Source organism: Methylobacterium sp. 174MFSha1.1, assembly GCF_900116815.1.
Taxonomy (GTDB): Bacteria; Pseudomonadota; Alphaproteobacteria; order Rhizobiales; family Beijerinckiaceae; genus Methylobacterium.
Genome location: NZ_FPCB01000024.1, coordinates 50737 through 76649, shown reverse-complemented (window position 1 = coordinate 76649; position 25913 = coordinate 50737). Strand labels below are relative to the sequence as shown.

The 25913-nt window shown below is 70.5% G+C and carries 23 protein-coding genes; 8 read left to right on the top strand and 15 right to left on the bottom strand.

Annotated elements, in window-relative coordinates:
- The first annotated feature begins 6 nt into the window (after window positions 1-6).
- The 3 genes from BM430_RS21040 to BM430_RS21030 all read left to right on the top strand — a co-directional run bounded on the left by BM430_RS21040 (window position 7) and on the right by BM430_RS21030 (window position 2655).
- Window positions 7-423, top strand: a complete 417-nt coding sequence (locus BM430_RS21040; RefSeq protein WP_093569205.1) for a cupin domain-containing protein — start codon at window positions 7-9, stop codon at window positions 421-423.
- 98 nt (window positions 424-521) lie between these two features.
- On the top strand, window positions 522-1427 hold the full coding sequence (locus tag BM430_RS21035) for a sigma-70 family RNA polymerase sigma factor (protein ID WP_177303129.1): 906 nt from the start codon (window positions 522-524) through the stop codon (window positions 1425-1427).
- A 427-nt stretch (window positions 1428-1854) separates the two neighbouring features.
- Complete coding sequence (locus BM430_RS21030; protein WP_093569203.1) at window positions 1855-2655, top strand: SDR family NAD(P)-dependent oxidoreductase; 801 nt, start codon at window positions 1855-1857, stop codon at window positions 2653-2655.
- A 325-nt stretch (window positions 2656-2980) separates the two neighbouring features.
- Here the strand turns inward: BM430_RS21030 and BM430_RS21025 are convergent, their stop codons facing one another.
- The 7 genes from BM430_RS21025 to BM430_RS20995 all read right to left on the bottom strand — a co-directional run bounded on the left by BM430_RS21025 (window position 2981) and on the right by BM430_RS20995 (window position 9907).
- Window positions 2981-3838 carry an alpha/beta fold hydrolase gene (locus tag BM430_RS21025; protein WP_244539592.1) on the bottom strand — a complete coding sequence of 286 codons (858 nt, stop codon included), beginning with the start codon at window positions 3836-3838 and terminating at the stop codon, window positions 2981-2983.
- A gap of 110 nt (window positions 3839-3948) precedes the next feature.
- A complete protein-coding gene (locus tag BM430_RS21020) occupies window positions 3949-4617 on the bottom strand; it encodes a YoaK family protein (protein ID WP_093569201.1) in 669 nt (222 codons plus the stop codon).
- A gap of 32 nt (window positions 4618-4649) precedes the next feature.
- Window positions 4650-6053 carry an alginate export family protein gene (locus tag BM430_RS21015; RefSeq protein ID WP_177303124.1) on the bottom strand — a complete coding sequence of 468 codons (1404 nt, stop codon included), beginning with the start codon at window positions 6051-6053 and terminating at the stop codon, window positions 4650-4652.
- Complete coding sequence (locus BM430_RS21010) at window positions 6050-6949, bottom strand: glyoxalase (protein ID WP_093569199.1); 900 nt, start codon at window positions 6947-6949, stop codon at window positions 6050-6052. Before BM430_RS21010 ends, BM430_RS21015 begins: the two co-directional genes overlap by 4 nt.
- 105 nt (window positions 6950-7054) lie before the next feature.
- Window positions 7055-8944: an amidohydrolase gene (locus BM430_RS21005; protein WP_177303123.1), complete on the bottom strand. Its 1890-nt coding sequence runs from the start codon at window positions 8942-8944 to the stop codon at window positions 7055-7057.
- 45 nt (window positions 8945-8989) lie between these two features.
- Complete coding sequence (locus BM430_RS21000; RefSeq protein ID WP_093569197.1) at window positions 8990-9223, bottom strand: DUF1427 family protein; 234 nt, start codon at window positions 9221-9223, stop codon at window positions 8990-8992.
- Between the two features lie 33 nt (window positions 9224-9256).
- Window positions 9257-9907 (bottom strand): hydrolase, encoded by a 651-nt coding sequence (locus tag BM430_RS20995; protein WP_210188452.1) that lies wholly within the window; start codon window positions 9905-9907, stop codon window positions 9257-9259.
- Window positions 9908-10292: 385 nt separating this feature from the next.
- On the opposite strand from BM430_RS20995, the gene BM430_RS20990 reads away from it, so the two are divergent.
- A complete protein-coding gene (locus tag BM430_RS20990; RefSeq protein ID WP_093569195.1) occupies window positions 10293-11492 on the top strand; it encodes an adenylate/guanylate cyclase domain-containing protein in 1200 nt (399 codons plus the stop codon).
- Window positions 11493-11527: 35 nt separating this feature from the next.
- On the opposite strand, the gene BM430_RS20985 is transcribed toward BM430_RS20990, so the two are convergent.
- From BM430_RS20985 to BM430_RS20950, 8 genes are all read right to left on the bottom strand, one after another.
- Window positions 11528-12343: an alpha/beta fold hydrolase gene (locus BM430_RS20985; RefSeq protein WP_093569194.1), complete on the bottom strand. Its 816-nt coding sequence runs from the start codon at window positions 12341-12343 to the stop codon at window positions 11528-11530.
- 197 nt (window positions 12344-12540) lie between these two features.
- On the bottom strand, window positions 12541-13392 hold the full coding sequence (locus BM430_RS20980; protein ID WP_244539591.1) for a helix-turn-helix transcriptional regulator: 852 nt from the start codon (window positions 13390-13392) through the stop codon (window positions 12541-12543).
- A gap of 303 nt (window positions 13393-13695) precedes the next feature.
- On the bottom strand, window positions 13696-14814 hold the full coding sequence (locus BM430_RS20975) for an alkene reductase (RefSeq protein WP_093569192.1): 1119 nt from the start codon (window positions 14812-14814) through the stop codon (window positions 13696-13698).
- A 20-nt stretch (window positions 14815-14834) separates the two neighbouring features.
- The gene (locus BM430_RS20970; RefSeq protein WP_093569191.1) at window positions 14835-17054 is read right to left on the bottom strand and encodes a xanthine dehydrogenase family protein molybdopterin-binding subunit; all 2220 of its coding nucleotides are present in this window, start codon (window positions 17052-17054) and stop codon (window positions 14835-14837) included.
- On the bottom strand, window positions 17051-17536 hold the full coding sequence (locus BM430_RS20965) for a (2Fe-2S)-binding protein (RefSeq protein ID WP_093569190.1): 486 nt from the start codon (window positions 17534-17536) through the stop codon (window positions 17051-17053). Before BM430_RS20965 ends, BM430_RS20970 begins: the two co-directional genes overlap by 4 nt.
- An 8-nt stretch (window positions 17537-17544) precedes the next feature.
- Window positions 17545-18861 (bottom strand): c-type cytochrome, encoded by a 1317-nt coding sequence (locus tag BM430_RS20960; protein WP_093569189.1) that lies wholly within the window; start codon window positions 18859-18861, stop codon window positions 17545-17547.
- A gap of 235 nt (window positions 18862-19096) precedes the next feature.
- Window positions 19097-20176: an amidohydrolase family protein gene (locus tag BM430_RS20955; RefSeq protein WP_244539590.1), complete on the bottom strand. Its 1080-nt coding sequence runs from the start codon at window positions 20174-20176 to the stop codon at window positions 19097-19099.
- 204 nt (window positions 20177-20380) lie between these two features.
- Window positions 20381-21553, bottom strand: coding sequence for an MFS transporter (locus BM430_RS20950; protein ID WP_093569188.1), 1173 nt, complete (start codon window positions 21551-21553; stop codon window positions 20381-20383).
- 115 nt (window positions 21554-21668) lie between these two features.
- Between BM430_RS20950 and BM430_RS20945 the strand changes: the two genes are divergently transcribed.
- The 4 genes from BM430_RS20945 (at window position 21669) to actP (ending at window position 25913) form a co-directional block, all read left to right on the top strand.
- Window positions 21669-22553, top strand: coding sequence for a LysR family transcriptional regulator (locus BM430_RS20945; RefSeq protein WP_093569187.1), 885 nt, complete (start codon window positions 21669-21671; stop codon window positions 22551-22553).
- A gap of 120 nt (window positions 22554-22673) precedes the next feature.
- Window positions 22674-23906, top strand: a complete 1233-nt coding sequence (locus BM430_RS20940; protein WP_093569186.1) for an FAD binding domain-containing protein — start codon at window positions 22674-22676, stop codon at window positions 23904-23906.
- Between the two features lie 43 nt (window positions 23907-23949).
- A complete protein-coding gene (locus BM430_RS20935) occupies window positions 23950-24249 on the top strand; it encodes a DUF485 domain-containing protein (protein ID WP_093569185.1) in 300 nt (99 codons plus the stop codon).
- A complete protein-coding gene (actP, locus tag BM430_RS20930; RefSeq protein WP_093569184.1) occupies window positions 24246-25913 on the top strand; it encodes a cation/acetate symporter ActP in 1668 nt (555 codons plus the stop codon). The genes BM430_RS20935 and actP overlap by 4 nt, the downstream gene beginning before the upstream one ends.

Below are 25913 nucleotides of genomic sequence, written 5' to 3'. Positions count from 1 at the left end.
CCTTCCATGTTCAGAGCATTTCTGCTGGGCGCCCTCGTTGCCGTCTCCACAGTTCCTGCGATGGCGGCCGATGTTGCGAGGGGCGAGGCCCGCGTCACGACGATCTTCGACCATCCACTACCTTCGGTTCCCGGCAAGAGCCTGCGTGGTGTCCTCGTCGAGTACGGTCCGGGCGGATCCTCACCGTCCCACACCCACGCCGCATCTGCCTTCATCACGGCAACTGTGATCGAGGGCGCGGTGCGCAGCCGGGTCAACGACGGCCCGGAGAAAGTCTTCCGCGTCGGCGAGAGCTTTGTCGAAATGCCCGGTGATCACCACGGTGTCAGCGCTAATGCCAGCGACGTCGAGCCCTCCAAGCTCCTCGCCGTCTTCGTCGTGGACACGGCCGACCGGGTGTTGACGACGCCGGACCGGCACTAACAGCGGCGGCGGCGCGGGAACTCAGCTGTTCAAGGCGGCAAGGATAGCCGATGGTCGTCCACATTCGCTCAACCGGCTTCGTTTACGAGGAACGGCCCATGTCGCCAGCCGAAATTGCCACGGCGACCTTCGAGTCCCATCGCGCGCGGCTGTTGCGCATCGCCTACCGCATGCTTGGCTCGCACAGCGAAGCGGAGGACGTCGTGCAGAATGCGTGGCTGCGCTGGGTGGCGGTGGACCAGACGAAGGTCGCTGCTTCCTATCCCTTCCTCGCGCGCATCGTTACGCGCCTCTGCCTCGACGAGATGAAGTCGGCCCGCGCCCGCCGGGAGACTTACGTCGGCGCTTGGCTGCCCGAGCCGCTCGTCGAGAACGAGGAAGATGGGCTGGACAAAGATGATCTGACGCTGACGCTGATGATGGCGCTGGAGCGCCTGTCGCCGCTCGAAAGGGCGGCATTTCTCCTCCACGACGTCTTCGGCGTGCCGCTCGGCGAGGTGGCGGATGCGCTCGATCGGGAGGCGGCGGCTGTGCGCCAACTCGCCGTCCGGGCACGGCGGAACGTGGAGGCTGCGCGTCCGCGCTTCCCCGTAAAGCGCGAAGAGGGCGAGCGGATCGCACGAGCCTTCTTCGCGGCAAGCACCAGCGGCGATACCGCAGCGCTGCGTACTCTTCTCGCCGAGAATGCGGTGCTGCGCTCCGATGGCGGCGGCAAGGTTTTGGCCTTCATCAACCCCATTACCGGATTGGACCGCCTCCTGCGGATGTTCGAGGGTGTGCGGCGCAAATGGGGTCAGGGCTGGGCGCAGATGCTCGAACTGGTCTGGATCGACGGCTTGCCCGGCTATATCAGCCGCGAACGCGGCGACGTTCTCCAAACAACTGCACTCGCCATCGAGGACGGCCGGATCACCGCGATCTACATCACCCGCAATCCCGACAAGCTCCGCCACGTCGCGCAGGCGCTCGCAGTGGCACCGGACCCTACCTCGCGGACCCACTAATCAGACAGCGCTCCCCCTGAGCCGCCCTACTCAATATCCAGCCTCTCAAGGTGTGCCCCCGCCGTTGGAAGCTGAAGGCAATATCCGCTGAGGCCGCAGCAGACCGCCCGTGGTCTTCGGTCGACAGTAGGAAGCAGGCGCAGCGCGATGTCCGCTCTTGCGTGCTGTCGATCGAAAGCGGATCAGCGGACATCCACACAACGCAGTCGTCGACCTCTGCCGCGTCAACAGCCTGGAAGCGGACCTTCCCGGGGACCGCAACGGGTCGGGATCGGCGGTTCGGCGCCTCCTGACCAAGGTCGGCCCCTGGCGCAACGCAGCCCTACGGACCGTGCCACCAGTGCACGACGGATTAACGCGGGATCATCTCGATCACCGGAGCGTTGCGCCTCCGCACCCGCAAGGGCAATCGGAGACCGAACCGACGATGGCAGTGCGAGAGCGCAAGGGGCTGGCGGTGGTGACGGGCGCCTCCAGTGGCATCGGGCTGGAGCTGGCGAAGCTGTTTGCAGCCGATCGCTACGACCTTCTGATTGCCGCCCGCAGCGAGCACCTCGAAGCGGTGGCCTGCCGGATGCGCGAGGCAGGGACGTCGGTCGAGGTCTGTCGAGCCGACCTGTCGAAGCCGAAGGGCGTCGAGACGCTCTGTGCGGCGATCCAAGCCGCTGAGCGACCACTTGAGGCTATCGCCATCAACGCAGGTGTCGGCCTCGGCGGACCCTTCGTCGAAAACCGCTGGGAGGACGAGCTGAACCTTATGCAGATCAACGTCGTCGAGACCGTTCACCTTGCCAAGCTCGTTGTACCCGGCATGGTCGCCCGGGGCCGCGGGCAGGTCCTGTTCACGTCCTCGATCTCCGGCACCACACCGGTGCCGTTCGAGGCCGTCTACGGCGCCTCCAAGGCCTTCGTTCTCTCGTTCGCCGAAGCCATTCGTAACGAGCTGCGCGACACCGGCGTCACCGTGACGGCTCTCCTGCCTGGCCAGACCGAGACCAACTTCTTCCATCACGCCGGCATGGACGACACCAGCATCGGGGCGGGTCCGAAGAGCGACCCGGCCGATGTGGCGAAGGCCGGCTACGACGCGATGATGGCGGGCCGGGAGAAGGTCGTGGCCGGCAGCATTGCGACCCACTTCGAGGCCGCGGTACTGAACCGCATTCTGCCTGACGCCATGAAGGCGGAGCGGCACAGGAAGCTGTCGGAGCCGGGCGGCGCAGAGTAGCGGAGGCCTCTGGAAGTCATCGCCTAGCCCTGTTTATGGACAGCATGCGAACTGCTGACCCCTTCCGGACCCTGCGACATATCAATTCGGATGTCCACTTGGCGGACAGAAGCGGCCCCAAGAGCCGTGGCTACGACAGCGGTTTCGGGCATGTCGGCTACGTCTCTCGGCCATCCTTGCGGTCAGTTGTTCGAAGGCATTCCGTGTCTTTCCTGTAGGGATTTATCTTTGCCATACTAACGCCTAAACACCTTGCGCTGAAAGGTGCTGTGACCACGTTCTCATCGCACAGCCTTGCCCTCTTCATGCAGCGAAGCGAGCGAGATCATGTCTTCCAGTCAGCCAGGAAGTCGAGGAGTAGTCGGTTAACTTCCTGGGGCTGCTCTTCGTGGGGAAGGTGGCCGCAGCGCGGGATCGCCGCGGTGCGCAGGTCGCTCGCCATCTCGGCCCACACGGCCGCCATGTCGAAGGTCTTGCCGACGGCGCCGAAGTCGGCGCCCCACAGCGACAGCACCGGGCAGGAGATCTTCACGTCGGCGTCGACGAGATCTTGCGCCGTGTCCTCCTGGTTTGCGCGGTAATCCGCCATTGCGCCGCGCACGGCCCCGGGCGCCTTGTAGGCGGCGACGTAAGCATCGAAGTCGGCGCCTGAGATGGCATGCGGGTTGAAGCACCAGTCCGAGAAGAAGTGGCGCAGCCAAATGTCCTCGCGGCCCGCGATCAGTGCCTCCGGCAGGTCGGGCACGAGGTGGAACAGGAAGAACCAGTAGGCACGGGCGATCTGGGCGTTCATGCTGCGCGCCACGATTCGGGTCGGCACGTTGTCCATCACGACCAGGCGGTCGAGGCGACCAGGATGGTCCTTGGCGAATCGCGTGGCGACGCGGGCACCACGGTCATGCCCAACGAGGGCGATTCTGTCGATCCCGAGAGCGTCGAGGAGGGCGACAAGGTCCTGAGCCATCGTACGCTTGTCGTACCCACTCGCCGGCTTGTCGGTCTCGCCGTAGCCCCGTAGATCTGGTGCGATGACGCGGTAGTGTCGGCTGAGCGGCGGGATCTGGTAGCGCCAGGCGTAGCTCGTTTCCGGGAAGCCGTGCAGCAGCACGACGGGCGGACCCGACCCGGCCTCGAGGTAGTGCTGCCGGATACCGTTCGCCCGGATGGTATGATGCGTGATCAACGGCATGCTCCGTCCTTCTTTATATTTCGCAGCGTGCAGCCAGCATGGCACGGCGCAGGCTGCGGTCTTTCAGAATTGCCCGGTGTTTTAGACGTATCGCAGGCGCTGGATCACGTAGCCTTTGCTGAAGCGGGATCCGTAGCGGCGACGAGGATCAGCGCAGGGGCGAGGGCGAGAGCCGCGAGCCCCACGAGGTAGTAGAGCAGAGCCGCAAGCCCGCAGCCGAGCGCGAAGGCCGCGACGGCGGCGCTCATTCGAGCGATCCGGCGCCGGCCCGCGTGCTCGGCGGGCACGCCGCGCAGGAGATCGGCGAGGTCGATCATGATCTGCGTCGTCGTCCCGGTCATCAGGGTCGAGGGCGGCGCCTCAGGCAGATGCGCCCGGTGCGCAGCGTTCTGGACCGCCATCGCGGTAACCAGCACCATGCCGGTAAGGAGCGCTGCCGGACGGTCGGCATCGGCGAAGGGTCCGAGAGCCACAGCGAGGACCGCTCCGAGGAACAGGCAGACGCATTGGGCGGCGAGCAGCACACGCAGGGCCGGCCGGCCCGTCTCGTCCAGGCGGCGGCTCGCCAATCGAGTCAGGAGAACTGCAACGCAGAAGACCGGCAGTACCAAGAGCTTCGCCCAAGCACCGGTGGCGCCGTGCACCATCGCGGCGCCGAAGGTCACGAAGTTGCCGGTGACGTGGGCGGTGAACAGGCCCTGCAGGGCGAGGAAGCCGAGCGTGTCGACGTAGCCGCCGACAAAGCTCAAGACATGGGCAAGAGAAGGACGCATGAGGGCGTGATCCGTTCAAGTGTTGGGGCGGCTCACCAGGCGTAGCGAAGCTCGACGCCGAGATAGGTGCCGTCCTTGCCTCCAGCCCGGCGGATCGTCTCGCCGGCGGAGAAGCGGATCGCCTCGACCGCACCGGTGAGACCGGGAGCGAAGACGTAATCCGCCCGCAGCTGGCCATAGACGCCGCTCCACAGATGCCCGTGCCCGGCCGTGCCCGGCACTGGGTTGCTCGGCTGGACGTAGATCGCGTCGGACGTGGTCTGGCGCCATTGCAGTCCCAGAGCCGCGCTGACCGCGAGGTCGGCGGCCGGGTGCACGGTCAGCGACGGCTTGAGGTGGAGGAGATTGGCGTAGCTCGTGTAACCCGCCAGCGTGAAGTAGTAGCCGTTCGGGAAGAGCGGGTTGAAGGTGCCGAGGACGCCGTCGCCGCGGCGGCGGTCGCCCGACGCGGCGTCGCCCTGGAGGCCGAGGCGCGGCTGCCAGGGGAGATCCGCGAGCGTGTAGCCGACGCGGCTGCCAACGGCCCAGGCAGCGATGTCGTTGCGGCCGACGCGGCCGAACTGGCCCATCGCTTCGAGATCCCAGTCGAACCCGCCCGCGCTGCCCGCATAGCGGATGTCGAGGACGTGGCGCGACTCGTTGCCGGTGGCGTCGAGGAAGCGGGCGCCGTCGCGCTGGTAGAGTCCCCAATAAGCCGAGAGTTCCTGATCGCCGAAGACCTTGCGCTCGACCCGCAGGGTGCTGAAAGCGAAGGCCCGGGTGGAGATGTCGTCGAAGGGTTCATTGAACCGGTACTGCACCGGCTGGCTGACGAAGCCGAGCACCCGCCACGGCCCGGCTTCCCAGTCGGCCCAGAATGCGTCGAAGGACTGGCGCACGTTCGGTCCGTCGCGCGAGGACACGAAGCGCTGCAGGTCGAAGGCGAAGTCCTGTCGGCCGACCCGCGCCTTGAAGGTTCCGGCCTCAGCGGTCCGGCTATAGGACAGGAAGGCGAGGCGCAGGTCGAGGATGTTCTCGTCGACCGAGGTGATGACGCGTTTGCCGGGTGCCCGCACGTCCTCGATCTGCGCGAAGATCTGCCAGCTCTCGTTCAGGCGCGCGTCGAGGTGGATCTGCAGGCGCTGGAGCAGGTAGGCATCGCCCCGCGGCCCACCGATGCCAAAGGCGGGCGTGCGGTTGCTCTCGAACCGCTCGCGCAAGGTCAGGCCGAGCGACAGGTAGCTCTTCGGGTCGGCCGCGAAGAGCGGGATGTATTTCAGGTCGTCGAAAGGCTGGGTGCGCTTGGCCGGGTCGGCGAGCCCCGACCAGTCCTCGGCCCAGCGGTTCGTCTTCGTCGCCGGACGGGTGACCGCGTCGGACGTCGCATCCTCCGCGCGCGCGCCCGCGCCGAGGAGTACGCAGAGCGCGACGACCACGCCCGGCCGTGTGCCGCTCACTGCGCCGCTGCGCCGGATGCGTGGATCTCTGCGACGTAGCCGCCGGGGAAACGCACCATCGCGGCATTCCGGTCGCCGGCGGAGTAAGGCGCGACCAGCACGCTCGCGCCGGAGGCCTGCGCCTTAGTGAGGGTGTCAGCGAGGTCGGCGACCTCGTAGCCGGTCGTCTCGTGACCGTAGGGGTAGGGCAGGTGGCCGTCGGTCACCAGCACGGTCAGGCGGCCGAACCCCGAGGTCAGGCGCAGGCGCCGGTAGGTGTCGCCCGGCCGGCCGATCTCGACGCCGGGGGCCTTAAGCTCGTCCGAAACAATGCGGCCTTGCGAGAAGCGGCAAAATCCCTCGACGAAAGCCTCGACGTTGTCGGGCGAGATGTAGACGCGGTTCTCCGGCACCGTCGCGAAGGGCGCGTAGTCGGGCTTCGTTGTGTGCCAGTAGAGCTGCATGTTGACGCCGCCAGGCCACTGGATGACGGCGTCGCGGCCGATCGGGTCCGGGAAGGTCTGGACGATCACCGCGGCCCCGGCGGCGCGGGCGGCCGCCACCGCCGCATCCATGTCGGTGACGAGGTAGCCGGTGCGCTCGGCTCCGAAGGGGTAGGGGATCGGCGTCTTGAAGCCGAACAGGGAGACGGTGCCGACCGGGGTCTGGATCAGCTGCGAGGTGGTGCTCGACGGCGTCGGCGTGACGGTCGCGACGACCTGCTTGGTGCTGGCTCCGCCAAAGGTGGCCGTGAAGCTCGCGACGAAGCGGTCGACGTCCTCGGGGGCGACGTAGACGTGGGTGGTGTCGTATTGCGGGGCGACGGCAACCTTGTGCTCGTGCGCGGCGTCCCGGGCTTCTGCCTGTCCGGCAAGGAGAGCGGCCGCCAGGAGGAAGGCGGCGAAGGTACGCGTCATCTGGGGCTCCAAGCGGTTGGCCGTAAAAAGTATTGTTGCGAGTTGTGAGGGGCGTCCTGAACCCTCCCGTCTGCGGGGGGGGGGGGAGGATGATGGTGCTGGTCCTCACACCGCCCAGCAGGCGCAGCCCAGCGCGCCCCAGAAGCTCTTCAGGTCCGAGACCGGCGCCTGCGACGACCAGGCAGTGGCGTGGGCGTGCCCGTGCAGCCCGCAGGACATCGCACAGCCGCAGGACGCGCTCGCTTCCCTTGCTACCACCGCCTCCGCCCGGACCGGGCGCTCGCCCCAGGCGCCATAGCCCTTGAAGGTGCGCACTGGCGACCAGTCCGGCATTGCCGGCGGGGGCGGGGTCTCGTCGAGCGCGGCGAATAGGCCCGCCGCGTACACCACCTTGCCGCCCACCACCGTCAGGTCGCTCACCGTGTCGGCGATGTCGGCCTCGGCGCAGGCCATCACGTCGCGGTCCGGCACGATCAGGTCGGCGAGCTGGCCCACCTGGATGCGGCCCTTCCTGCCCTCCTCGTTCGAGAACCAAGTCACCTTCTCGGTCCACATCCGCAAGGCCGTCTCGCGGTCGAGGCAGTTGCGGCGGGGCGTGAGCTGCATCCCGCCGACGGTGCGGCCAGTGACGAGCCAGGAGATCGCGACCCAGGGATTGTAGGACGCCACCCGTGTCGCGTCGGTGCCGGCCGAGACCGGCACGCCCTTCTCCAGCATCCGCGCCACGGGCGGGGTCGCGGCGGCGGCGCCGTGGCCGTAGCGCTCGACGAAGTATTCGCCCTGGTAGGCCATCCGATGCTGGATCGCGATGCCGCCGCCGAGCGCGGCGATGCGGTCGATCGAGGCCTCGGAGATCGTCTCGGCGTGGTCGAAGAACCAGTTGAGGCCTTCGAGCGGGATGTCCTGGTTGACGCGCTCGAACACGTCGAGGGCGCGGGAGATCGTCTCGTCGTAGGTGGCGTGCAGGCGCCAGGGCCAGCGGTTCTCGGCCAGCACCCGCACCACGCCCTCGAGCTCGCCCTCCATCTCGGGCGCCATGTCGGGCCGGAGCTGGCGGAAATCCTCGAAATCGGCCGCCGAGAAGACCAGCATCTCGCCGGCACCGTTGTGGCGGAAGTAGTCGTCGCCCTGCTTGTAGCGGGACGACTTCGTCCAGGCGAGGAAGTCGTCCTTCTCGGCCTTCGGCTTCTGGGTGAACAGGTTGTAGGCGAGACGCACGGTGAGCTGGCCGGCCTCGGCGAGCGTCTGGACGACCTGGTAATCCTCCGGATAGTTCTGGAAGCCGCCGCCGGCATCGATCGCGCCGGTCACGCCGAGCCGGTTGAGCTCGCGCATGAAGTGGCGGGTCGAGTTGACCTGGTACTCGAAGGGGAGCTTCGGCCCCTTGGCGAGGGTGGCGTAGAGGATCGCGGCGTTGGGCTTGGCGAGCAGGAGCCCGGTCGGGTTGCCGGCAGAATCGCGCAGGATCGACCCACCCGGCGGCTCGGGCGTATCCTTGGTGTAGCCGACGGCCCGCAAAGCTGCGCCGTTCAGGAGCGCCCGGTCGTAGAGGTGGAGCAGGAAGACTGGCGTGTCGGGGGCGACGGCGTTCAGTTCCTCGAGCGTCGGTAGGCGCTTCTCGGCGAACTGGTGCTCGGTGAAGCCGCCGACGACCCGTACCCATTGCGGCGGCGGCGTGACCGCCACCTGCCGCTTGAGCATCGCCATCGCGTCGGCGAGCGAACGCACGCCGTCCCAGCGCAGCTCCATGTTGAAGTTGAGCCCGCCGCGAATCAGGTGCAGGTGGTTGTCGATGAGGCCAGGCAGCACCCGGCGGCCCTTGAGGTCGACCACCCGCGTCTGCGGGCCGGCGAGCGCCATGACCTCGCGGTCGAACCCGACCGCCGTGAAGGCGCCGTCCGTCATCGCGACCGCCGAGGCGACAGGATTGCTCGGATCGAGCGTGGTGACGAGGCCGCCGCGCAGGATGAGGTCGGGGTAAGCCACAGCGCTCAATCGAAGCTCCTCGGTCGGATGTTGAGGGGAACCGCCGGCCTTAAGTCAGGCCGGCGGGTGTCTCGGAGCCTCCCGCTCGACCGCGAAGCTCTTGCGGTGGAGCAGGCTCGACAGGACGGCCGGGTGGCCGCGCCAGTAGGAGACGGCCATCTCGCCGGCTAGGATGCCAAGGAGGCCGACGAGGGCGATAATCGGCGGTGCGGGCGACTTCACGCCGATCACCCCGTAGGCGACGCCGACCGCCAGGCCGGCGCCGAGGGAGAGGAGGTACGGCAGCATCGCGCGCGCCGGGTTGATTCGATGGCCTTGGGCTCAGTGGCCTTCGGACGCGCCGAACATCGACTTGGCGTAGATGATGCCGAGCCCATAGGCGCCGCTGTACTTCTTGGCGATGCCGGTGGTCATCTCGTAGGTCTCGGTGCGGGCCCAGTCGCGCTGCAGCTCAAGCATGTATTGCAGCGAGGTCATCGGCTGCACGCCGGCCTGGATCATCCGCTGCATGGCACGCTCGTGCGCCTCGTCCGAGACGTCGCCGCACGCATCTGCGATGACGTAGACCTCGTAACCCTGGTCGAGAGCTGAGAGGGTCGGGCCGACGATGCAGACCGACGTCCACAGGCCGGCGAAAACCAGGCGGTCCTTGCCGATCTCCGACACCCGGGCCACCACGGCGGCATCCTCCCAGGTGTTCATCGAAGTGCGGTCGAGGAGCTTCTCCTCCGGGAAGGCCGAGGTGATCTCCTCGAACATCGGTCCCGAGAAGCTCTTCTCGGCCACCGTCGTCAGCACCGTCGACACGCCGAACCCGGCGGCCGCGCGCGAGACCAGGGCGACGTTGTTGCGCAGGGTCACGGCGTCGATCGACTTCGTCGCGAAAGACATCTGCGACTGGAAGTCGATCATGATCAGCGTGTGATCGTGCGGCGAGACGAGGCGCTTTCCGGGCGTCGGCGTCGCTTTGATGGCCATGAGTCGGGCTCCTTGCGCTCGTCCTGGCGGACGGTGATTGTCGCGCCACCGCTCTCGGGGCGTTGGCGATGCCCAGTTTCTAGTCCCGCTGGGGACACGCGGATTGGAGGCTTTGCGCGCGGCTTGGACGAATGCGCTGTCGCGGCGTCCCAACGGTGCGCGGCGGGGAACCCTTTCGGGATGGGATCAATGTCGTCGCCGATCGCCGGACGAGGCGCGGATTGTCTCCTCTCGCCACTGGTCCGACGGGGAAGCGCGGTCCGGGCGCAGCCCCCCGGACCGACTAAATACCGCGAGAATCGACAAGACCTGAGGCGGCCCACCGCCCGATCCTTCGGCCGCGCTCGTCGCCCCGGCGGGCGGGCCAACCGGGAAGGCCATGATCGAGCATCACGACAGAGGCGAGGAACCCAGGCCCGGCCTGCGCGACGCGCTGCTGCGCTGGCTCTTGCACGACACGGTGGACGAGCGCTTCCTCGACGACGTCTTCGCGGGCTTCTGCGACCGGCTGCGCCGCAACGGCGTCGCGGTGGCGCATGCCACGCTGCACTTGCGCACCAACCATCCGCAATGGCTCGGCATCGAGATCCTGTGGCGGAAGGGCTGCCGTACGCCGCGCTCGCGCAACCTCGATTACGGTCTGTTCGGGACGGAGGGATTTCGCGGTAGCCCGGCGGCGCGGATCCTCGCCGGTGCCGAGATGGTGCGACACCGCCATGGCGAGACGGGCGAGGGCGCGCAGCCGGAGGTCGCCGGACTGATGGCCGTCGAGGGCCTGACCGATCTCGTCGCATGGCCGATGCGCTATACGCTGGGCCGGCGGCACGTGGCCTCCTTCGCGAGCGACCGGCCGGGCGGGTTCACGCACGCCGAGATCACCCTCCTGACGGACCTCCTGCCGGCGCTGGCCGTCGTCACCGAGGTGCGCCACCGGAACCGCCTGACCCGCCTCCTCCTCGACACCTATGTCGGGCCGCATGCAGGCGAGATGATCCTGAACGGCGCGACGCGGCGAGGCAGCGGCGTCACCGTCGAGGCGGCAATCATGGTGGTCGACCTGCGCGGCTTCACCCGGATCTCCGAGCTGTGGCCGCGCGACGACGTGATCGCGCTCCTCAACGACTATTTCGACGCGGTGTGCTGCCCGGTGGAGCGCAACGGCGGCGAGATCCTGAAGTTCATGGGCGACGGCCTCCTGGCGATCTTCCCCCTCGACCGGCCCGATGCCGGCGGCGCGACCCTGCGGGCCGCCGACGAGGCCCGCCGGGCGATGCACGGCCTCAACGGGACTCGCAGGGCCCAAGGCCTCGACGCCCTCGGCTACGGGATCGGGGTCCATGCGGGTGCGGTGATGTACGGCAACATCGGCTCGCGCACCCGGCTCGACTTCACGGTCATCGGCCCGGCCGTCAACGTCGCCGCCCGGCTGGAGGGGCTGACGAAGGCGCTCGACGCCGACGTTCTGGTCTCGGGTGCCTTCGCGGCGCTCCTCGACGCGCCGACGGCGCTGGCGTGCCTCGGGAGCTTCCCGCTGCGCGGCGTCGGCGAGCCGCTGGAGGTTTACCGGCTCGCCGAATAAGAGATCCCGGCGCGTGACAAGCCGCGCCAGCGCCGTCACCCCTCGATGAAGGCCAGGAGGTCGGCGTTGAGGCGGTCGGCGTGGGTCGTCGCGGTGGCGTGGGGGGCGCCCGGGTAGACCTTGAGCGTCGCGCCACTGATCATCTCGGCTGCGAGCTTGCCCGTCGACTCGAATGGCACGACCTGATCGGCATCGCCGTGGACCACCAGGGTCGGTATGTCGATCTTCTGCATGTCGGGCCGGAAGTCGGTTTCGGCGAAGGCCGTGGCGCAGTCGACCGTGGCCTTGATCGAGGCCATGAGGGCGATCTGCAGCGTCTGCTTGAAGACGCCTTGCGAGACACTCATGCCCTTGTTGGTGCCGTAGAAGATCGGGTTGAAGTCGTCGAGAAACTGCGCCCGATCCTTGACGATGCCGGCCTTCAGGGCATCGAAGAAGGACTTGTCCGGCCCATCGTGGTCAGCGGTCTTGCCGAAGATCGGCGTGATGGCGCTGACGAGCGCGAGCTTGGCGACCCGCCCCGAGCCATGCCGGGCGATATAGCGGGTCACGTCGCCGCCGCCCATCGAGAAGCCGACCAGCACGACATCCTGCAGGTCCAGAGCCTCGATCAGCGCCCCGATGTCGTCCGCCATCGTGTCGTAGTCGTAGCCGTCCCATGGCTGGCCCGACCGGCCGAAGCCACGCCGGTCGAACGCCACCGTGCGGTAGCCGCGCTCGGCGAAAAACAGCATCTGGGCGTCCCACATGTCGGCCGAGAGCGGCCAGCCGTGGCTGAACAGGATCGGTTGGCCCGTGCCCCAGTCCTTGTAGTAGATTTCGGTCCCGTCCTTGGTCTTGATCGTCGGCATGTCCTGCTTCCCCTCGTCCTGCTTCCCCGCAGGTGACGGCACGCACGATAGGCTTCGGGGCGGGCGAGCGGATTGGACGATCGCGACGCGGCTTGTGCAGGTTCCCGCTGCCGTCGCGGCCGCCTTGCCCGGGAGCGGGGCAGCATGGTCTCGATCTCGCGCCGCGGCTCCTCGTGGGCCGGGTTCCGCCGGCCCCGCTAAGACGCGCCCCGATCGCCGAGGAGCCCATCCTCGTCGTGCGGCTGCCCCGATGGGAGCACGAGCGGATGCGGCGCGTGCAGGCGCCGCCACTGTCCGGGGCTGGTCCCGACCGCGCGGGAGAAGACCCGGGTGAAGTAGCTCTGGTCGTGAAAGCCGCAGGAGAGGGCGATGTCGGCCAGCGGCAGCCCCGTCGTCGTCATCAGCGTGCGCGCCTCATCGACCCGCAAGGCCGACAGGTACTGGTGCGGCGAGCGCCCGGTGCTGCGCCGGAAGGCGGCGGCGAAGTAGCTCGGGGAGAGCCCGCACGCGCGGCTGACCTCGGTGATCGTCAGCGGACTCGCGAGCCGGGCCCGCATCATCTCCTTGGCGCGGCGTTCCTGCCAGGGGGCGAGGCCGCCGCGCCGGACGTTCGTCTGCGCGGGTACCTGCCCGTAGAGGTGGGCCGCGTGGCTCAGGAAGGCCAGCACGAGGTGGTCGACGAAGGCGGCGCGCGCGGGGTCCGGCCGCTCGATCGCCGGGAGGAGCAACTGCGCCAGCCCGAGGGCGACGGGGTCGACCCCGTCGCGGGGCCAGGACAGGCCTGTGGGCCGGGCGAAGCCCTCCTTGGCGGCGATGTCGTGCAGGACCGCGTCCGGCAGGTAGAGCTGCATCGCGTCGAAGGTGCCGCGCATGGCGGAGCGGGGCGTGTCGCCGAGGTTCAGCGCACTGACCGCTCCGGCCGGGACCAGTCCCGCGTGCCGGACGCGGCCGGCGACGCTGAGGTCGTGATGCTGCAGCGGCTGGAGCTGGATCACGATGCTGAAGGCGGCCTCAGGCCTGAGCGGCGCCGTAACCGCGTCGGGCGTCACTTGCCCCTGAAGCCGCGTCAGGACGAGCGGTGCGAGGCGACCTCGCCCGACCGGGAGGGAGGAGGTCGCCCGGATCCCGAAATGCCGGGCGAGGCGCACACCGTGCAGGCCCTGCCAAGGGCCGGCCTGATGCGAGGGTGACTCCGTGCGCCGTGTCTCGGTTTCTGCTGCCATGGGCCGTCGAAGGTCCAGCCAGGTCTGGAAACAAATCTCTCCCAAGTCGGGGCGGGGATGAAGTTATCCATGCGTATCGGGTGTCGGGACGTGGACCGCAGCCCTGGGATATCGGCGCACCGGATCGCGTCAGCGTGCCAGGGTCGCCTCTACGGCGGCAAGCGTCGGATAGTCGGTGTAGCCGGATTCGTCGCCGCCATAGACGCCGATCGAACGCGGGGCATTGTAGGGACCACCCGTTCGGATGCGGGCGGGCAGGACGGGATTGGCCAGGAACGGGCGCCCGAACGCGACGGCTTCGGTCTCGCCCTCCGCCACGATCGCAGCCGCGCGCTCCGGTGTGAGGCCGCCATTGACGATCAGCGGGCCCGGATAGAGCGGGCGAAACAGCGCCAGCATCCGGTCGTAGTCGGGGGCCCCGGTCCAGGCGTTGGTGTCCGCAAGGTGCAGGTAGGCGAGGCCGGCCCCGGCGAGCCAGGACGCCAGCGGGCCGTAGGTCTCGGCGGGATCCGGGTCGCGGACGTCGTTGTAGGTGGCGAAAGGCGAGAGCCGGAGGCCGACGCGATCCGGCGGCACCGCGTCCGTCACCGCCGCGATCACCTCCCGCAGGAAGCGGGCGCGCCCTTGCGCGTCGCCGCCATACGCGTCGGTACGCCGGTTGGTGGTGGGCGAGAGGAATTGCGGGATCAGGTAACCGTTGGCGCCGTGGATCTCCACGCCGTCGAAGCCGGCCTCGCGGGCATGGGCGGCCGCGACGCGGTAGGCCTCGACCGTCGCGGCGATCTTGGGCGCCGTCATGGCGCGGGATTGCGTCGCCGCGATCCGCACGTAGGCGCCGTTGGCGAGTAGCCCCCAGACCTGCAGCGCGCCGAGGTCGTCGTTCACGCCCGACGGCGACAGGGGCTCGTGGCCACCGAGCAGGCCCCGCGCGCTCGCCCGGCCGCCGTGCCAGAGCTGCGCCACGATGAGACCGCCCTCCTTGTGCACCGCCTCAACGACCGGCCGCCAGCCCTCGACCTGGGCGCGCGTCCACAGGCCCGGCGCGCGGTCGAAGGCGTTCGACATCGGCTCGACGTTCACGCCCTCAGAGACGATCAATCCGGCGCCGGCCCGCGCGGCGTAGTACCGCGCGGCCGAAGCGTTGATGACGCCCTGCGCGTCGGCGCGCGAGCGCGTCATCGGGGCCATGACGATGCGGTTCGCGAGCGTGAGGCCGCCGAGGCGGACGGGGTCGAACAAATCGGACATCGCTCTTGTCCCTCCTTTCGTCAGGCGCCGAGGGCGGCCTTGATCCGGCCCGCCGTGAGAGGCAGGTCGTGCAGGCGCTGGCCGGTCGCGTCCCGGATCGCGTTGGCGAGCGCGGCGCCGGCCGGCCCCTGGGCCGCCTCGGCGACGCCGAGGAACGGCTGATCGGGCTGCGTCACGATGTGGACCTCGACGCTGCGCGGCACCGCGCTAAAGCGCAGGATCGGGTAGGCCGACCAATCGACCGAGGTCACGCGTGTGCGGTCGAAGGCGACGCGCTCGAACAGCGTCCAACTCGCGGCCTGGAGGATGCCGCCCTCGATCTGGTTGGCGACCCCGTCGGGGTTGACGACCTCGCCGGTATCGACCGCGGCGACGACCCGCTCGATCGAGACCTGGCCGGTCTCGCGGTCCACCGCGACCTCGACCGCGACGGCGCAATAGGCCTCAAGGTTCTTGTAGCGGGCGAAGGCGAAGCCGAATCCTCCGCCGGCGCGCGCGGATCGCCCCTCCCAGCCGAAACTTCGCGCCGCCGCCGCGACGACGGCGCTCGCGCGCGCATCCGTCAGGTGCCGGAGCCGGAAGGCGACCGGGTCCCAGCCGGCGGCGCGGGCGAGATCGTCCACCGTGCTCTCGATGGCCATCACGTTGAGGTAGCCGCCGAGCGAGCGCATCGACGAGCCGCGCAGCGGCATCTCGGGCAGGAAGTGGTGCACCACCCTCGCGTTCGGAAAGGCGTAGAGCGGGATCGCGTTGCGGTCGCCGCCGCCCTCCGGCTGGGCGAGGGCCACGGGTGGGGCCGGCGTGAACGGCTCTGCGATCTCTCGGGCTGCGAGCAGCGCGCCGGGCGGTCCTGGCCGCATCATGTGCGACGGGCTCCAGACCTCGTGCGTCCAGTCGGCGACGCGCCCGTCCGGCGTGACGGCGGCGCGCACGCTCGCCACCATCCCGGGCCCGAACGGCTCCCAGGCATGCTCCTGCTCGCGCATCCACTGCACCCGGACCGGGCGGCCCAGCACCGCGCGTGCCAGGAGCGCGGCATCGGCCGCCGCGTCGTCTGCGCCGTTCTGGCCGTAGCAGCCCGCCCCCTCGGCGTGGATGCACCGCACCTTGTCGTCGGGTAGGTGCAGGAGACCGGCGAGCGCCCGGCGCAGCGGGAAGATGCCCTGGCTGTGGCTCCAGACCGTCACGCCGCCGTCCTGCCACTCCGCGATGGCGCAGGAGGGGCCGATCGAACCGTGGGCGAGGTAGGGGCGAGTGAAGGTCCCCTCGACGACTGTACCGGCGCCGCCCGTGGCGCCCCGCTCCAGGATGGTCGAGTCGCGGCTCGGCAGCGCGCGCAGGGCGTCCGGCAGGGCTGCGGCATCTGGCAGGGACGCGATCTCACGCCAGCGGGCGGAGGCGGCGAGCCGGCGCATCGCCTGGATCGCGGTCCACTCGCCCTCGGCGACGACGCCGAGGAAGGTCCCGTCGCGGACGACCTTCACCACGCCCGGGAGCCGCTCGACCGCCGTCGCATCGACCTCGATCAGGATGGCGCCATAGCTCGGAGGCCGCACGACGCGGGCATGCAGCAGGCCTGGCGGGCGCAGGTCTTGGATGTACGCCGCGCCGCCCGTCACCTTGGCGGGGATGTCGATGCGGGGCACCGGCCGCCCGATCACCGCGTACTCGGCCGCGGGCGTGAGGGACGAGGCGGGTTGCGCCTCCGCGGTGAGGAGCGCGTCGGTTACGAGGTCGCCGTAGCCGATCCGGGCGCCGCCGGGCCCGAGGACCGCCCCGTCCTCGGCCCGCAGCCGCTCCGCCGGGACGCCGAGCCGCCCGGCCGCCTCGGCGATCAGCAGGGCCCGGACCTGGGCGGCGGCGTGGCGGATCGCGGTCCCGGAATCCTGGACCGAGTGGCTCGCCGCCGTGTAGCCCTCGTCGGCGGTGCGGCCGGTATCGGCGGTCACGAGCGATAGGCGGGTGAGGGGAGCTTTCAGCTCCTCGGCGGCGATCTGGAGCAGCGCCGTCTTCAAGCCCTGGCCGAGCTCGGCCTTGCCGGTCAGGACCGTGACCGCGCCGTCGGGCCCGACGCGGATCCAGGAATCGAGGCGCGGGGTGTCGTCGAGGCTGCCGGGCAGGCCGCGCTTCCTCGGCCCCTCGCCCTTTCCGGTCTCGGTCTGCGCGCGCGCGGGCGCGAGGGAGAACGCGAGCACAAGGGCACCGGTGCCGGCGAGCACCGTGCGTCGTGACAGGGTCATCGTCCGGCCTCCGCGGTCGAGCGCGGCCGCATCGCGTCTGCCGCCCGGCGGATGGCACGCAGGACGCGCATGTGGGTGCCGCACCGGCACAGATGCGGCTCAAGCTCGGCCCGGATCGCGGCGTCGGACGCATCCGGGTCGCGCGTGAGGAGGGCTTGGGCCCGCATCATCATGCCGGGGATGCAGTAGCCGCACTGGGCTGCCTGCGCGTCGATGAAAGCGCGCTGCAGCGGGCCCGGCGCCTCCGCCGTGCCAAGCCCTTCGAGCGTCGTGACCTGGCGGTTCTCGGCCAGCATGACCGGCGTGACGCAGGAGAAGACCGCCTCGCCGTCGATCACCACCGTGCAGGCGCCGCACTGGCCGAGCCCGCAGCCGTACTTGGCGGCGTTGAGCCCGAACTCCTCGCGCAGCACGTAGAGGAGGGGGGTGTCCGGCGCCGCGCGCACCGCGCGCCGCTCGCCGTTGAGGATCATGCTCGTCATGGTCGGCCTCATCGCGTCATTGCCAACGTCATCGCCGCCGGGCGCGCCGCGAGGCGGCGGGCGGCCCGGGCCTCGCGGATCGCGGGTTCGAGATCGGGCCAGGGGGCGCCGCCGGCGAAGCGCCGGCGCAAGCCGGCCGCGAGGCTCGCCACCTGGGCGTCGGTCAGCACCGCGCCGAAGCCCGGCATGATCGGCTGGCCGGTCCCGCCCCGCACCGGCAGGCCCTCCAGGATCACGTTGACCAGGTTGCGCGGGCTCTCGCCGGAGATCGCGGTCGAGAGCGCCAGCGAGACCCCGCCGAAGGGCGGCGGCCGCCCGCCCTCATGGCAGGCCGCGCAGGTGGCCGCGTAGAGGTCGGTGCCGGCCCCTTCGATCGCGGCCTGCATTCCGGCCGACTGCGGCGCCTGGCCCGGACCGGAGGAGGAGGCGAGAGGTGGCGTGGCCTTGCCCGAGCCGGCGCCCAGGGAGGCGAGATAGCGCGCCATCGCCACGACCTCCTCCCGCGGCACCTCGGCCAGGTTCTCAACCACCGGCGCCATCGGCCCGCGGGCGACGCCGTGCAACGGGTGGAAGCCCTCGCGCAGGTACTGCGTCAGCGCCGCCTCGTCCCACGGCACCGGCGCGCGGGAGGCGGCGCCGAGCGCGTAGGCCCGCCAGCCCTCGGCCTCGCCACCCTCGTAGGCGCGCGATACGACCTCGGCCCCCAGGACGTTGCGCGGCGAGTGGCAGGCGCCGCAATGGCCGAGACCCTCGACCAGATAGCGGCCGCGATGCCAGACCGCGTCCTTCGTCGGATCGGGCGCGAGGTCCCGGGGACGCAGGAACAGCAGCTTCCAGCCGGCGAGCGTCAGGCGGATGTTGAGCGGGAAGGGGAGTTCGTTCGGCGGCGGCGTCGCGGCGACTGCCGAGCGAGTCATGAAGAACGCGTAGAGGGCCCGCACGTCGTCGTCGGACGTCGCGCTGTAATGGTCGTAGGGGAAGGCCGGGTAGAGGTGGCGCCCCTCGCGGTCGACCCCCTTGCGCAGGGCGCGGGCGAAGGCGGCCTCGGACCAGCGCCCGATCCCGGTTTCCGGATCCGGGGTGATGTTGGTCGAGTACAGCGTCCCGAACGGCGTCGGCAGGGGCAGGCCGCCGGCGAAGGCGGCCCCGCCCGAAGTCGTATGGCAGGTGCGGCAATCGCCGATCAGGGCGAGGTCGGCCCCGCGGCGCACCAGCGCCGGGTCGAAGGAGGCGGGCGCCGGCGGCGGGACCGGCGCGATCGCGGGCCGCCAGGCGAGCGCGAGCGCCGCCCCGGCCGCGGCGAGGCCGAGGATCCCGATCCCCATGATGGTGCGTCTCGTTCGGGCGTGTCTCTCTCGCACGGTCGTCACCTCCTGGCGGGGGAACGGAGCACGGCCCGGGGCGGCGGGGCTTGTCGCATCGCCGGGCCGATTGGACATTTGCGCGGTCGCGAAGCCATACCGGGGCCGATGCTCTGGATCCGGCCGCCGCCCCTTCGGGCGGCGCGATCGTTGCCTTTCGTCCGGAGGCCAGCCCGCGTCGCGGCCAGGATCCGCCGCGTCAGGCACAGGCAATCCGCAGGGCGTTCCGGCCGGCGACGAGAGCGATGTCGTCCTGGGATAGGCCGCGCACCGCCCTCAGCGTCGCGACAGGACCGGCATCGGCCATGTCGAAGGGTACGTCGGACCCGAGCAGGACCCGGTCGGCCCCCATGGTGCGCACGAGGTAGCCGAGGGCCTCGGCATCGTGCATGATGGTGTCGAAGTAGAACCGCCGCAGGAGCGCCTTGGGCGAGGCCTGCGTCGTCTGGGTTTCGCGCCGCACGTTCCAGCCATGGACGAGCCGGCCGATCTGGTAGGGCAGGAAGCCGCCCCCGTGCGAGAGGCCGATCCTGAGCGCGGGAAGCTCCTCGAGCACGCCGCCGAAGATCAGGTTCGCCGCCATGACGGTCGTGTCGAGAGGGTTGCCGATCAGGTTCGTCAGGTAATACTGCTCGAGCCCGGGCTTCGGGCCGAAATACATCGGATGCGTGAGGACGAAGACGCCGAGCTCGGCGGCGCGGCGCAGCACCGGCCGGACTTGCGGGGCCGAGAGCTGGACGCCGTTGACGTGGGTCCCGATCATCACGGCACGCAGCCCGAGCCCGTTCACGAGATGATCGAGTTCCGCCACCGACGCCTCGGGCGATTGCAGCGGGAGCGCCCCCATGCCGTGCAGGCGTCCGGGCGCCGCGCGGACGAACGTCGCCACGGCCTCGTTGAGGGTGCGGACGAACGCGGCGTTCCGGGCCGCCTCGGCCCCGTAGAAGAACAGCGTCGGCGACGGCGAGACCACCGCCCGGTCGATCCCCGCCCGGTCGAGGGCACGCACCTTCGCCTCGGGATCGGTGAAGCCGGCGGAGAGCGGATAGGCGAAGCCCTCGCGGTGGACGAGCCAGGGCGCGCCGTCGCGTCGCTCGACCGAGACGCCGAAGGCCTCGGGATCGGCCGCGAAGCCATCGACGACCGCTTGAGGAATGACGTGGTTGTGCGCGTCGACGATCGTCGTCGACGCGCCCTCGGCGGCCATCGGCCGTCGCAGCGGCGTTGCACTCGCGGCCAGCCCGGCCAAGCCCCCGACCATCTCCCGGCGCGACGGCATCGGCACCTCCCGTTATTTATCGTATGATAATGATAGACATCCGTGCGAGCCGCCGTCAACGGCCTGATCGTACATCCGTCTGGCAGAGGAAACGGGATGGCGGTATCGAGACAGGGATCCGTCGATCCAACCGATCAATCGTTTTCGGACCCGATCGGCCGCGCGCCGGACCGGGGCGCGCGGCCGGGCGCTTCCGCCGCTGCCTCACCGGCCGACGCGCTCGGCCACCTGGAGCGCAATTGCGGCGGCTCCCAGCGCGAGGCCGAGGGCGACGACCGCCTGCCAGCCTCCGGCCTGCCAGGCCGAGGTGCCGGCGGCCGAGCCGAGGGCGCCGCCCAGGAACATCGCGCCCATCAGCACGGTGTTGAGCCGGGCGCGCGCCTCCGGCGCGAGGGCGAACACGATGTGCTGGTTGGCCACCAGCGCCGACTGCATCGCGAAATCGAGCAGAACAATGCCGGCCAAGAGCGCGGGCAGCGCCGCCCACAGGCCGAACACGATCCAGGAGGCCAGGGTCAGGATCGCCCCGATGAGGACGACGGGCCGCGAGCCGTAGCGGTCGGCGAAGCGCCCGGAGAGCGGGGCCGCGACGACGCCGACGGCGCCCACGATGCCGAATAGCCCGGCGATGTCGGCGCCGTAGCCGTAGGGCGGCTCCCTTAGCCGGAAGGCCAGCACGGTCCAGAACACCGTGAAGGCGGAGAAGACCAGCGCCTGCGTCCCGGCCGCGCGCCGCAAGGCCGGGTGGCTCCGCCACAGACCGGCGAGCGAGCGCAGGAGCGCGCCGTAGCGCATCGTCGCTTCGGGCCGCTGCCGGGGAAGGGCCAGTATCATCGCGGCGCCGGCAACGACCGCCAGGGGCGCGCCGAGCCAGAACATCGCCCGCCAGCCCGCATGAGTGGCGACGAAGCCTGCCAGGGTCCGGCTGAGCAGGATCCCGGTCAGGATGCCCGACAGGATCGTACCGACGGTGGCGCCGCGCCGCTCGGGCGCGGCGAGGTGGGCGGCCAGGGGGACGATCTGCTGGGCAACGGTAGCCGACAGCCCGACGACCAGGGAGGCCAGCACGAGCGCGGTCGCCGTCGGGGCGAGCGCGGCGAGGACGAGCGCTGCGGCAAGCCCGCCGAACTGGATCGCGATCAGCGACCGCCGCTCAACGACGTCGCCGAGGGGCACGAGCAGGAACAGCCCCGCGGCGTAGCCTGCTTGCGTCGCCGTCGGGACGAGGCCGGTGACCTCCCCTGGCAGGTCCTGCTCGATCAGGCCGAGCATCGGCTGGTTGTAGTAGATGTTGGCGACCGCGATCGCCATCGCGAAGGTGCGCCAGCGGGCGTCGGGAGTCGTCGCCGGCCTCTCGGCCACGGCTTGAGCGGACATGGTCCTTCTCCATCGGCCGGCCGATCCGTCGTGCCGGTTCGCCGACAAGCTATTTCGTCACGTCGGACGGTGTAGTAGCGTCTCGTGATATGCGATTGTAACGTGGCGCGTTATTTTGGACTTTCTCGCCCTCGCCGTCCTGACCGAGGCGGTCTCCGCCGGCAGCCTCGCGGCGGCGGCGCGGCGCCTGCACATCACCCCTATGGCCGCGACCCGCAGCCTGTCGGGTCTCGAGCGCGCGCTCGGGGTGCGCCTCCTGCACCGCACGACGCGCTCGCTCTCCCTCACGGATGAGGGGCAGGTCTTCCTCGCTCACGCTCAGGCCCTGCTGGAGGAGCGCGACGCGGCGCTCGCCAGCGTGCGTCCGGCCGACGCCGGCGCGACCGGGCGGCTGCGGCTGACCGCCTCGACAGCCTTCGGCCGCAAGGTCGTCGCCCCGGCCCTCGTCGGCTTCATGCGGGCGCAGCCGGAGGTCCGGGTCGACCTCGTCCTCACCGACCGCGTCGTCGACCTGGTGGGGGAGGGGCTCGACCTCGGGATCCGCATCGCGACCCTGAGCGAGTCGAGCCTGGTGGCGCGCCGATTGGCGACGAGCCCGCGCGGCCTGTTCGCGACGCCCGGCTACCTTGCCGCCGCCGGCACACCCGCGAGGGCGGCCGACCTCGCCGCCCATGAATGCCTGGCGCTGGCGGGCGCCGACCACTGGGCCCTCGGCCCGGCCGGGCAGCAGACGAGCGTGAGGGTGGCGGGCCGCTTCACCGCCAACACCATCGAGGGCCTGCACCAGGCCTGTCTCGGCGGCCTCGGGATCGCGCTCCTGTCGCGCTGGGACGTGGCCGAGGAGGTCGCGCGCGGGCTCCTCGCGGAGGTGCGGTTGGAGGAGGGCGAGCCAGAGCCGCTGGCGATCTGGGCGGTCTACCCGACGCGCCGGATGGTCCCGGCCAAGGTGCGGCTGTTCATCCGGTTCCTCGCCGAGCGGCTGGAGGCGTCGGGCTACTGATGATGTTCGATTGATAAATAGAACTTGACGAGCCACCAGGCCGCCTGCAAGTTATCCATCGATAATTAGTGAGCGAGACGGGCGGCCCCGCGGCGCGCCCGGCCGCCGGGGAGGACCATCATGACAGTCGAGGCGAAGCCCGCAGTCAAACGGGCGATCATCGTCGGAGGCTCGCTCGGGGGGCTGTTCGCGGCCCTGCTGCTCCGCCGATCCGGCTGGGAGGTCGAGGTGCACGAGCGGGTCGCCGGCGACCTGTCGGGGCGCGGTGCCGGCATCGTCACCCATCCGGAGCTGTTCGCGGTGCTCGCCCGCGCCGGCATCGGGCGCAGCGAGGCGGAGGTCGGCGTCGCGGTGAGAGGCCGCCGGGTTTTCGCCGCCGACGGCGCGCTCGCCGGTGAGCGGGCGCTGCCGCAGGTGCTCACCGCCTGGGGTCACCTCCACGGCCTGCTCCACCACGCGCTGCCGGCGGGCGCCTATCGCTCCGGCGTCAGCCTCGTGCGGGTCGAGGAGGCGTCGGACGCTGTCACGGCGCATTTCTCCGACGGCAGCACCGCCCGCGGCGACTTGCTCGTCGGCGCCGACGGCATCGGCTCGACTGTGCGGGCGCAGCGCCTCCCCGAGGTGGCGCCGCTCTATGCGGGCTATGTCGCCTGGCGCGGCCTCGTCGATGAAGCAGATCTGACGGCGCAGACCCGTGCCGCGCTCTGCGACCATTTCAGCTTCTCGCTCCCGCCCGGCGAGCAGATGCTGGGCTACCCGGTCGCCGGGGAGGAGAGGGGAGGGCGCCGCTTCAACTTCGTCTGGTACCGTCCGGCCGCGGCCGGAGCCGACCTCGCGGCTCTGCTCACCGACATCGACGGCCACGCCCAGCCCCTCTCGATCGCCCCGAACCGGATCCGCCCGGAGGTGATCGCCGGGATGCGCTCGGACGCGCGCCGGCTGCTCGCACCGCCCTTCGCCGAGGTGGTCGAGCGCACCGCCCAGCCGTTCCTGCAGGCGATCCAGGACCTCGAGACGCCGCGCATGGCGCTCGGCCGCCGGATCGCGATTCTGGGCGATGCCGCCTTCGTGGCAAGGCCGCATGTCGGCATGGGAGTGACCAAGGCGGCCGGCGACGCCGACGCCCTGGCCCGCGCGCTCGCGGCGAACCCGCACGATTTGCCCGCCGCGCTCGCGGAGTTCGAGGCCGCGCGCCTCGCCTTCGGCCGCGCCGTGGTCCGCCGGGCGCGGGAGCTCGGCGCCTACATGCAGGCGCAGATCCTCACCCCCCGCGAGCGGGCGCTCGCCGAGCGCCACCGGGCGCCCGAGGCGGTGATGGCCGAGACGGCCGTGGCGACCGGCCTCGCCGCCTGATCCCCGAATCGACGACCCCAACGAACATCAGGAGGACGACCCCATGGAGATCGAGCGGATCGAGGGCCATCCAGCCTTCCGCCGCCTCGCCTTCGAGCGCAGCTGCCTCGGGCGGGTGCTCGCGACGGCGATGGCCGGCGCCTATTTCGCCTACATCCTCACGATCGCGTTCCGCCCCGGCCTCCTCGGCCGGCCGGTGGCGGAGGGCGCGGTAACGACCTGGGGCATCGTCGCGGGGGCGGGGCTCCTCGCCCTCGGCTTCGTCCTGACGGCGATCTACGTCGCGGTCGCCAACACCCGGCTCGACGCCCTGAGCGACCGCCTGCGGGAGGACCTGCGATGATCGCCCGCCTCCGCCACTTCCTCGTCCTGCCGGTTCTCGCTCTCGCGGGACCGGCCGCCGCCGATGCCCTGTCGGGCCCGACGAGCCGCCAGGCCCTCAACCCCATCGCGATCGGACTCTTCCTCGCCTTCGTCGCCGTCACGCTCGGGATCACCGCGAAGGCCGCGCGGCGCGGCACCCGTACGGCCAGCGACTTCTACGCCGCCGGCGGTTCCCTCGGAGGCGTACAGAACGGGCTCGCCATCGCGGGCGACTACACCTCGGCCGCGACGTTCCTGGGCGTGACCGCCCTCGTCTACGGCTCGGGCTACGACGGGATGATCTACGCCGTCGGCTTCCTGGTCGGCTTCCCGATGATCCTGTTCCTGATCGCCGAGCCCCTGCGCAACCTCGGCCGCTACACCTTCGCCGACGTGGTCGCCTACCGCCTGTCCGAGGTGCCGGTGCGGCTGGTCGCGGGTCTCAACACCCTCGTCATCGTGCTCCTCTACCTGATCGCCCAGATGGTCGGGGCCGGCAAGCTGATCGAGCTCTTGTTCGGCCTGCCCTATGCCACCGCGGTCGCTCTCGTCGGCGTGCTGATGATGCTCTACGTCGCCTTCGGGGGCATGCGGGCGACGACCTGGGTGCAGATCATCAAGGCGGTTCTGCTGCTTGCCGGCACCGCCCTGATGGCGGGGCTGATCCTCGCCCGGTTCGGCTTCAGCCCGGAGGCGCTGTTTGCCCGGGCGGTCGCACTGCATCCGAAGAGCCACGCCATCATGGCACCGGGCGGCCTCGTGCGCGATCCGGTCTCGGCGCTGTCGCTCGGGGTGGCGCTGATCTTCGGCACCGCCGGCCTGCCGCACATCCTGATGCGCTTCTTCACCGTGGCGGATGCGCGCCAAGCGCGGCTCTCGGTGCTGGTCGCCACCGGCTTCATCACGGTGTTCTACACCCTGCTCTTCGTCCTCGGCTTCGGGGCGATCGCGCTGGTGCTCGGCGAGCCAGCCTTCACCGATGCTGCCGGTAAGCTGATCGGCGGGTCCAACATGGTGGCGCTGCACCTCGCCGACCGGCTCGGCGGCGCGCCGCTGCTGGGCTTCATCTCGGCGGTGGCCTTCGCCACCATCCTGGCGGTGGTCTCGGGGCTCGCCATCGCCGGGGCCTCCGCGGCGAGCCACGATCTCTACGCCCGGGTGCTGCGCCGCGGCCGGGCGAGCGAGGCGGAGGAGGTGCGGGTGTCGAAGGGCGCCACGGTGGTCATCAGTCTGTGCGCGATGGCGCTCGGCCTCGCCTTCGAGAACCAGAACATCGCCTTCCTGGTTGGGCTGGTCTTCGCCATCGCGGCGAGCGCCAACTTCCCGGTGCTGGTACTCTCGGTCTCCTGGCCGGGGCTGACGACGCGGGGCGCTGTCGCCGGGTCGCTGGCCGGGCTCGTCTGCGCGCTCGGCCTGATGATCCTCGGCCCCGGCATCTGGAGCACGGTCCTGGGTCTCGGCGCCGCGCCGTTTCCTTACGACAACCCGGCCCTGTTCTCGGTGCCGCTCGCCTTCCTGACGGCGGTTACGGTCTCGCGCCTCGACCGCAGCCCGGCGGCGGCCGCCGCCCGCGCCGCCTTCCGCGCCCAGCACGTCGCCGCCCAGACCGGCAGCGACCGGCCCCACCCCGTCGCCGCCCATTGA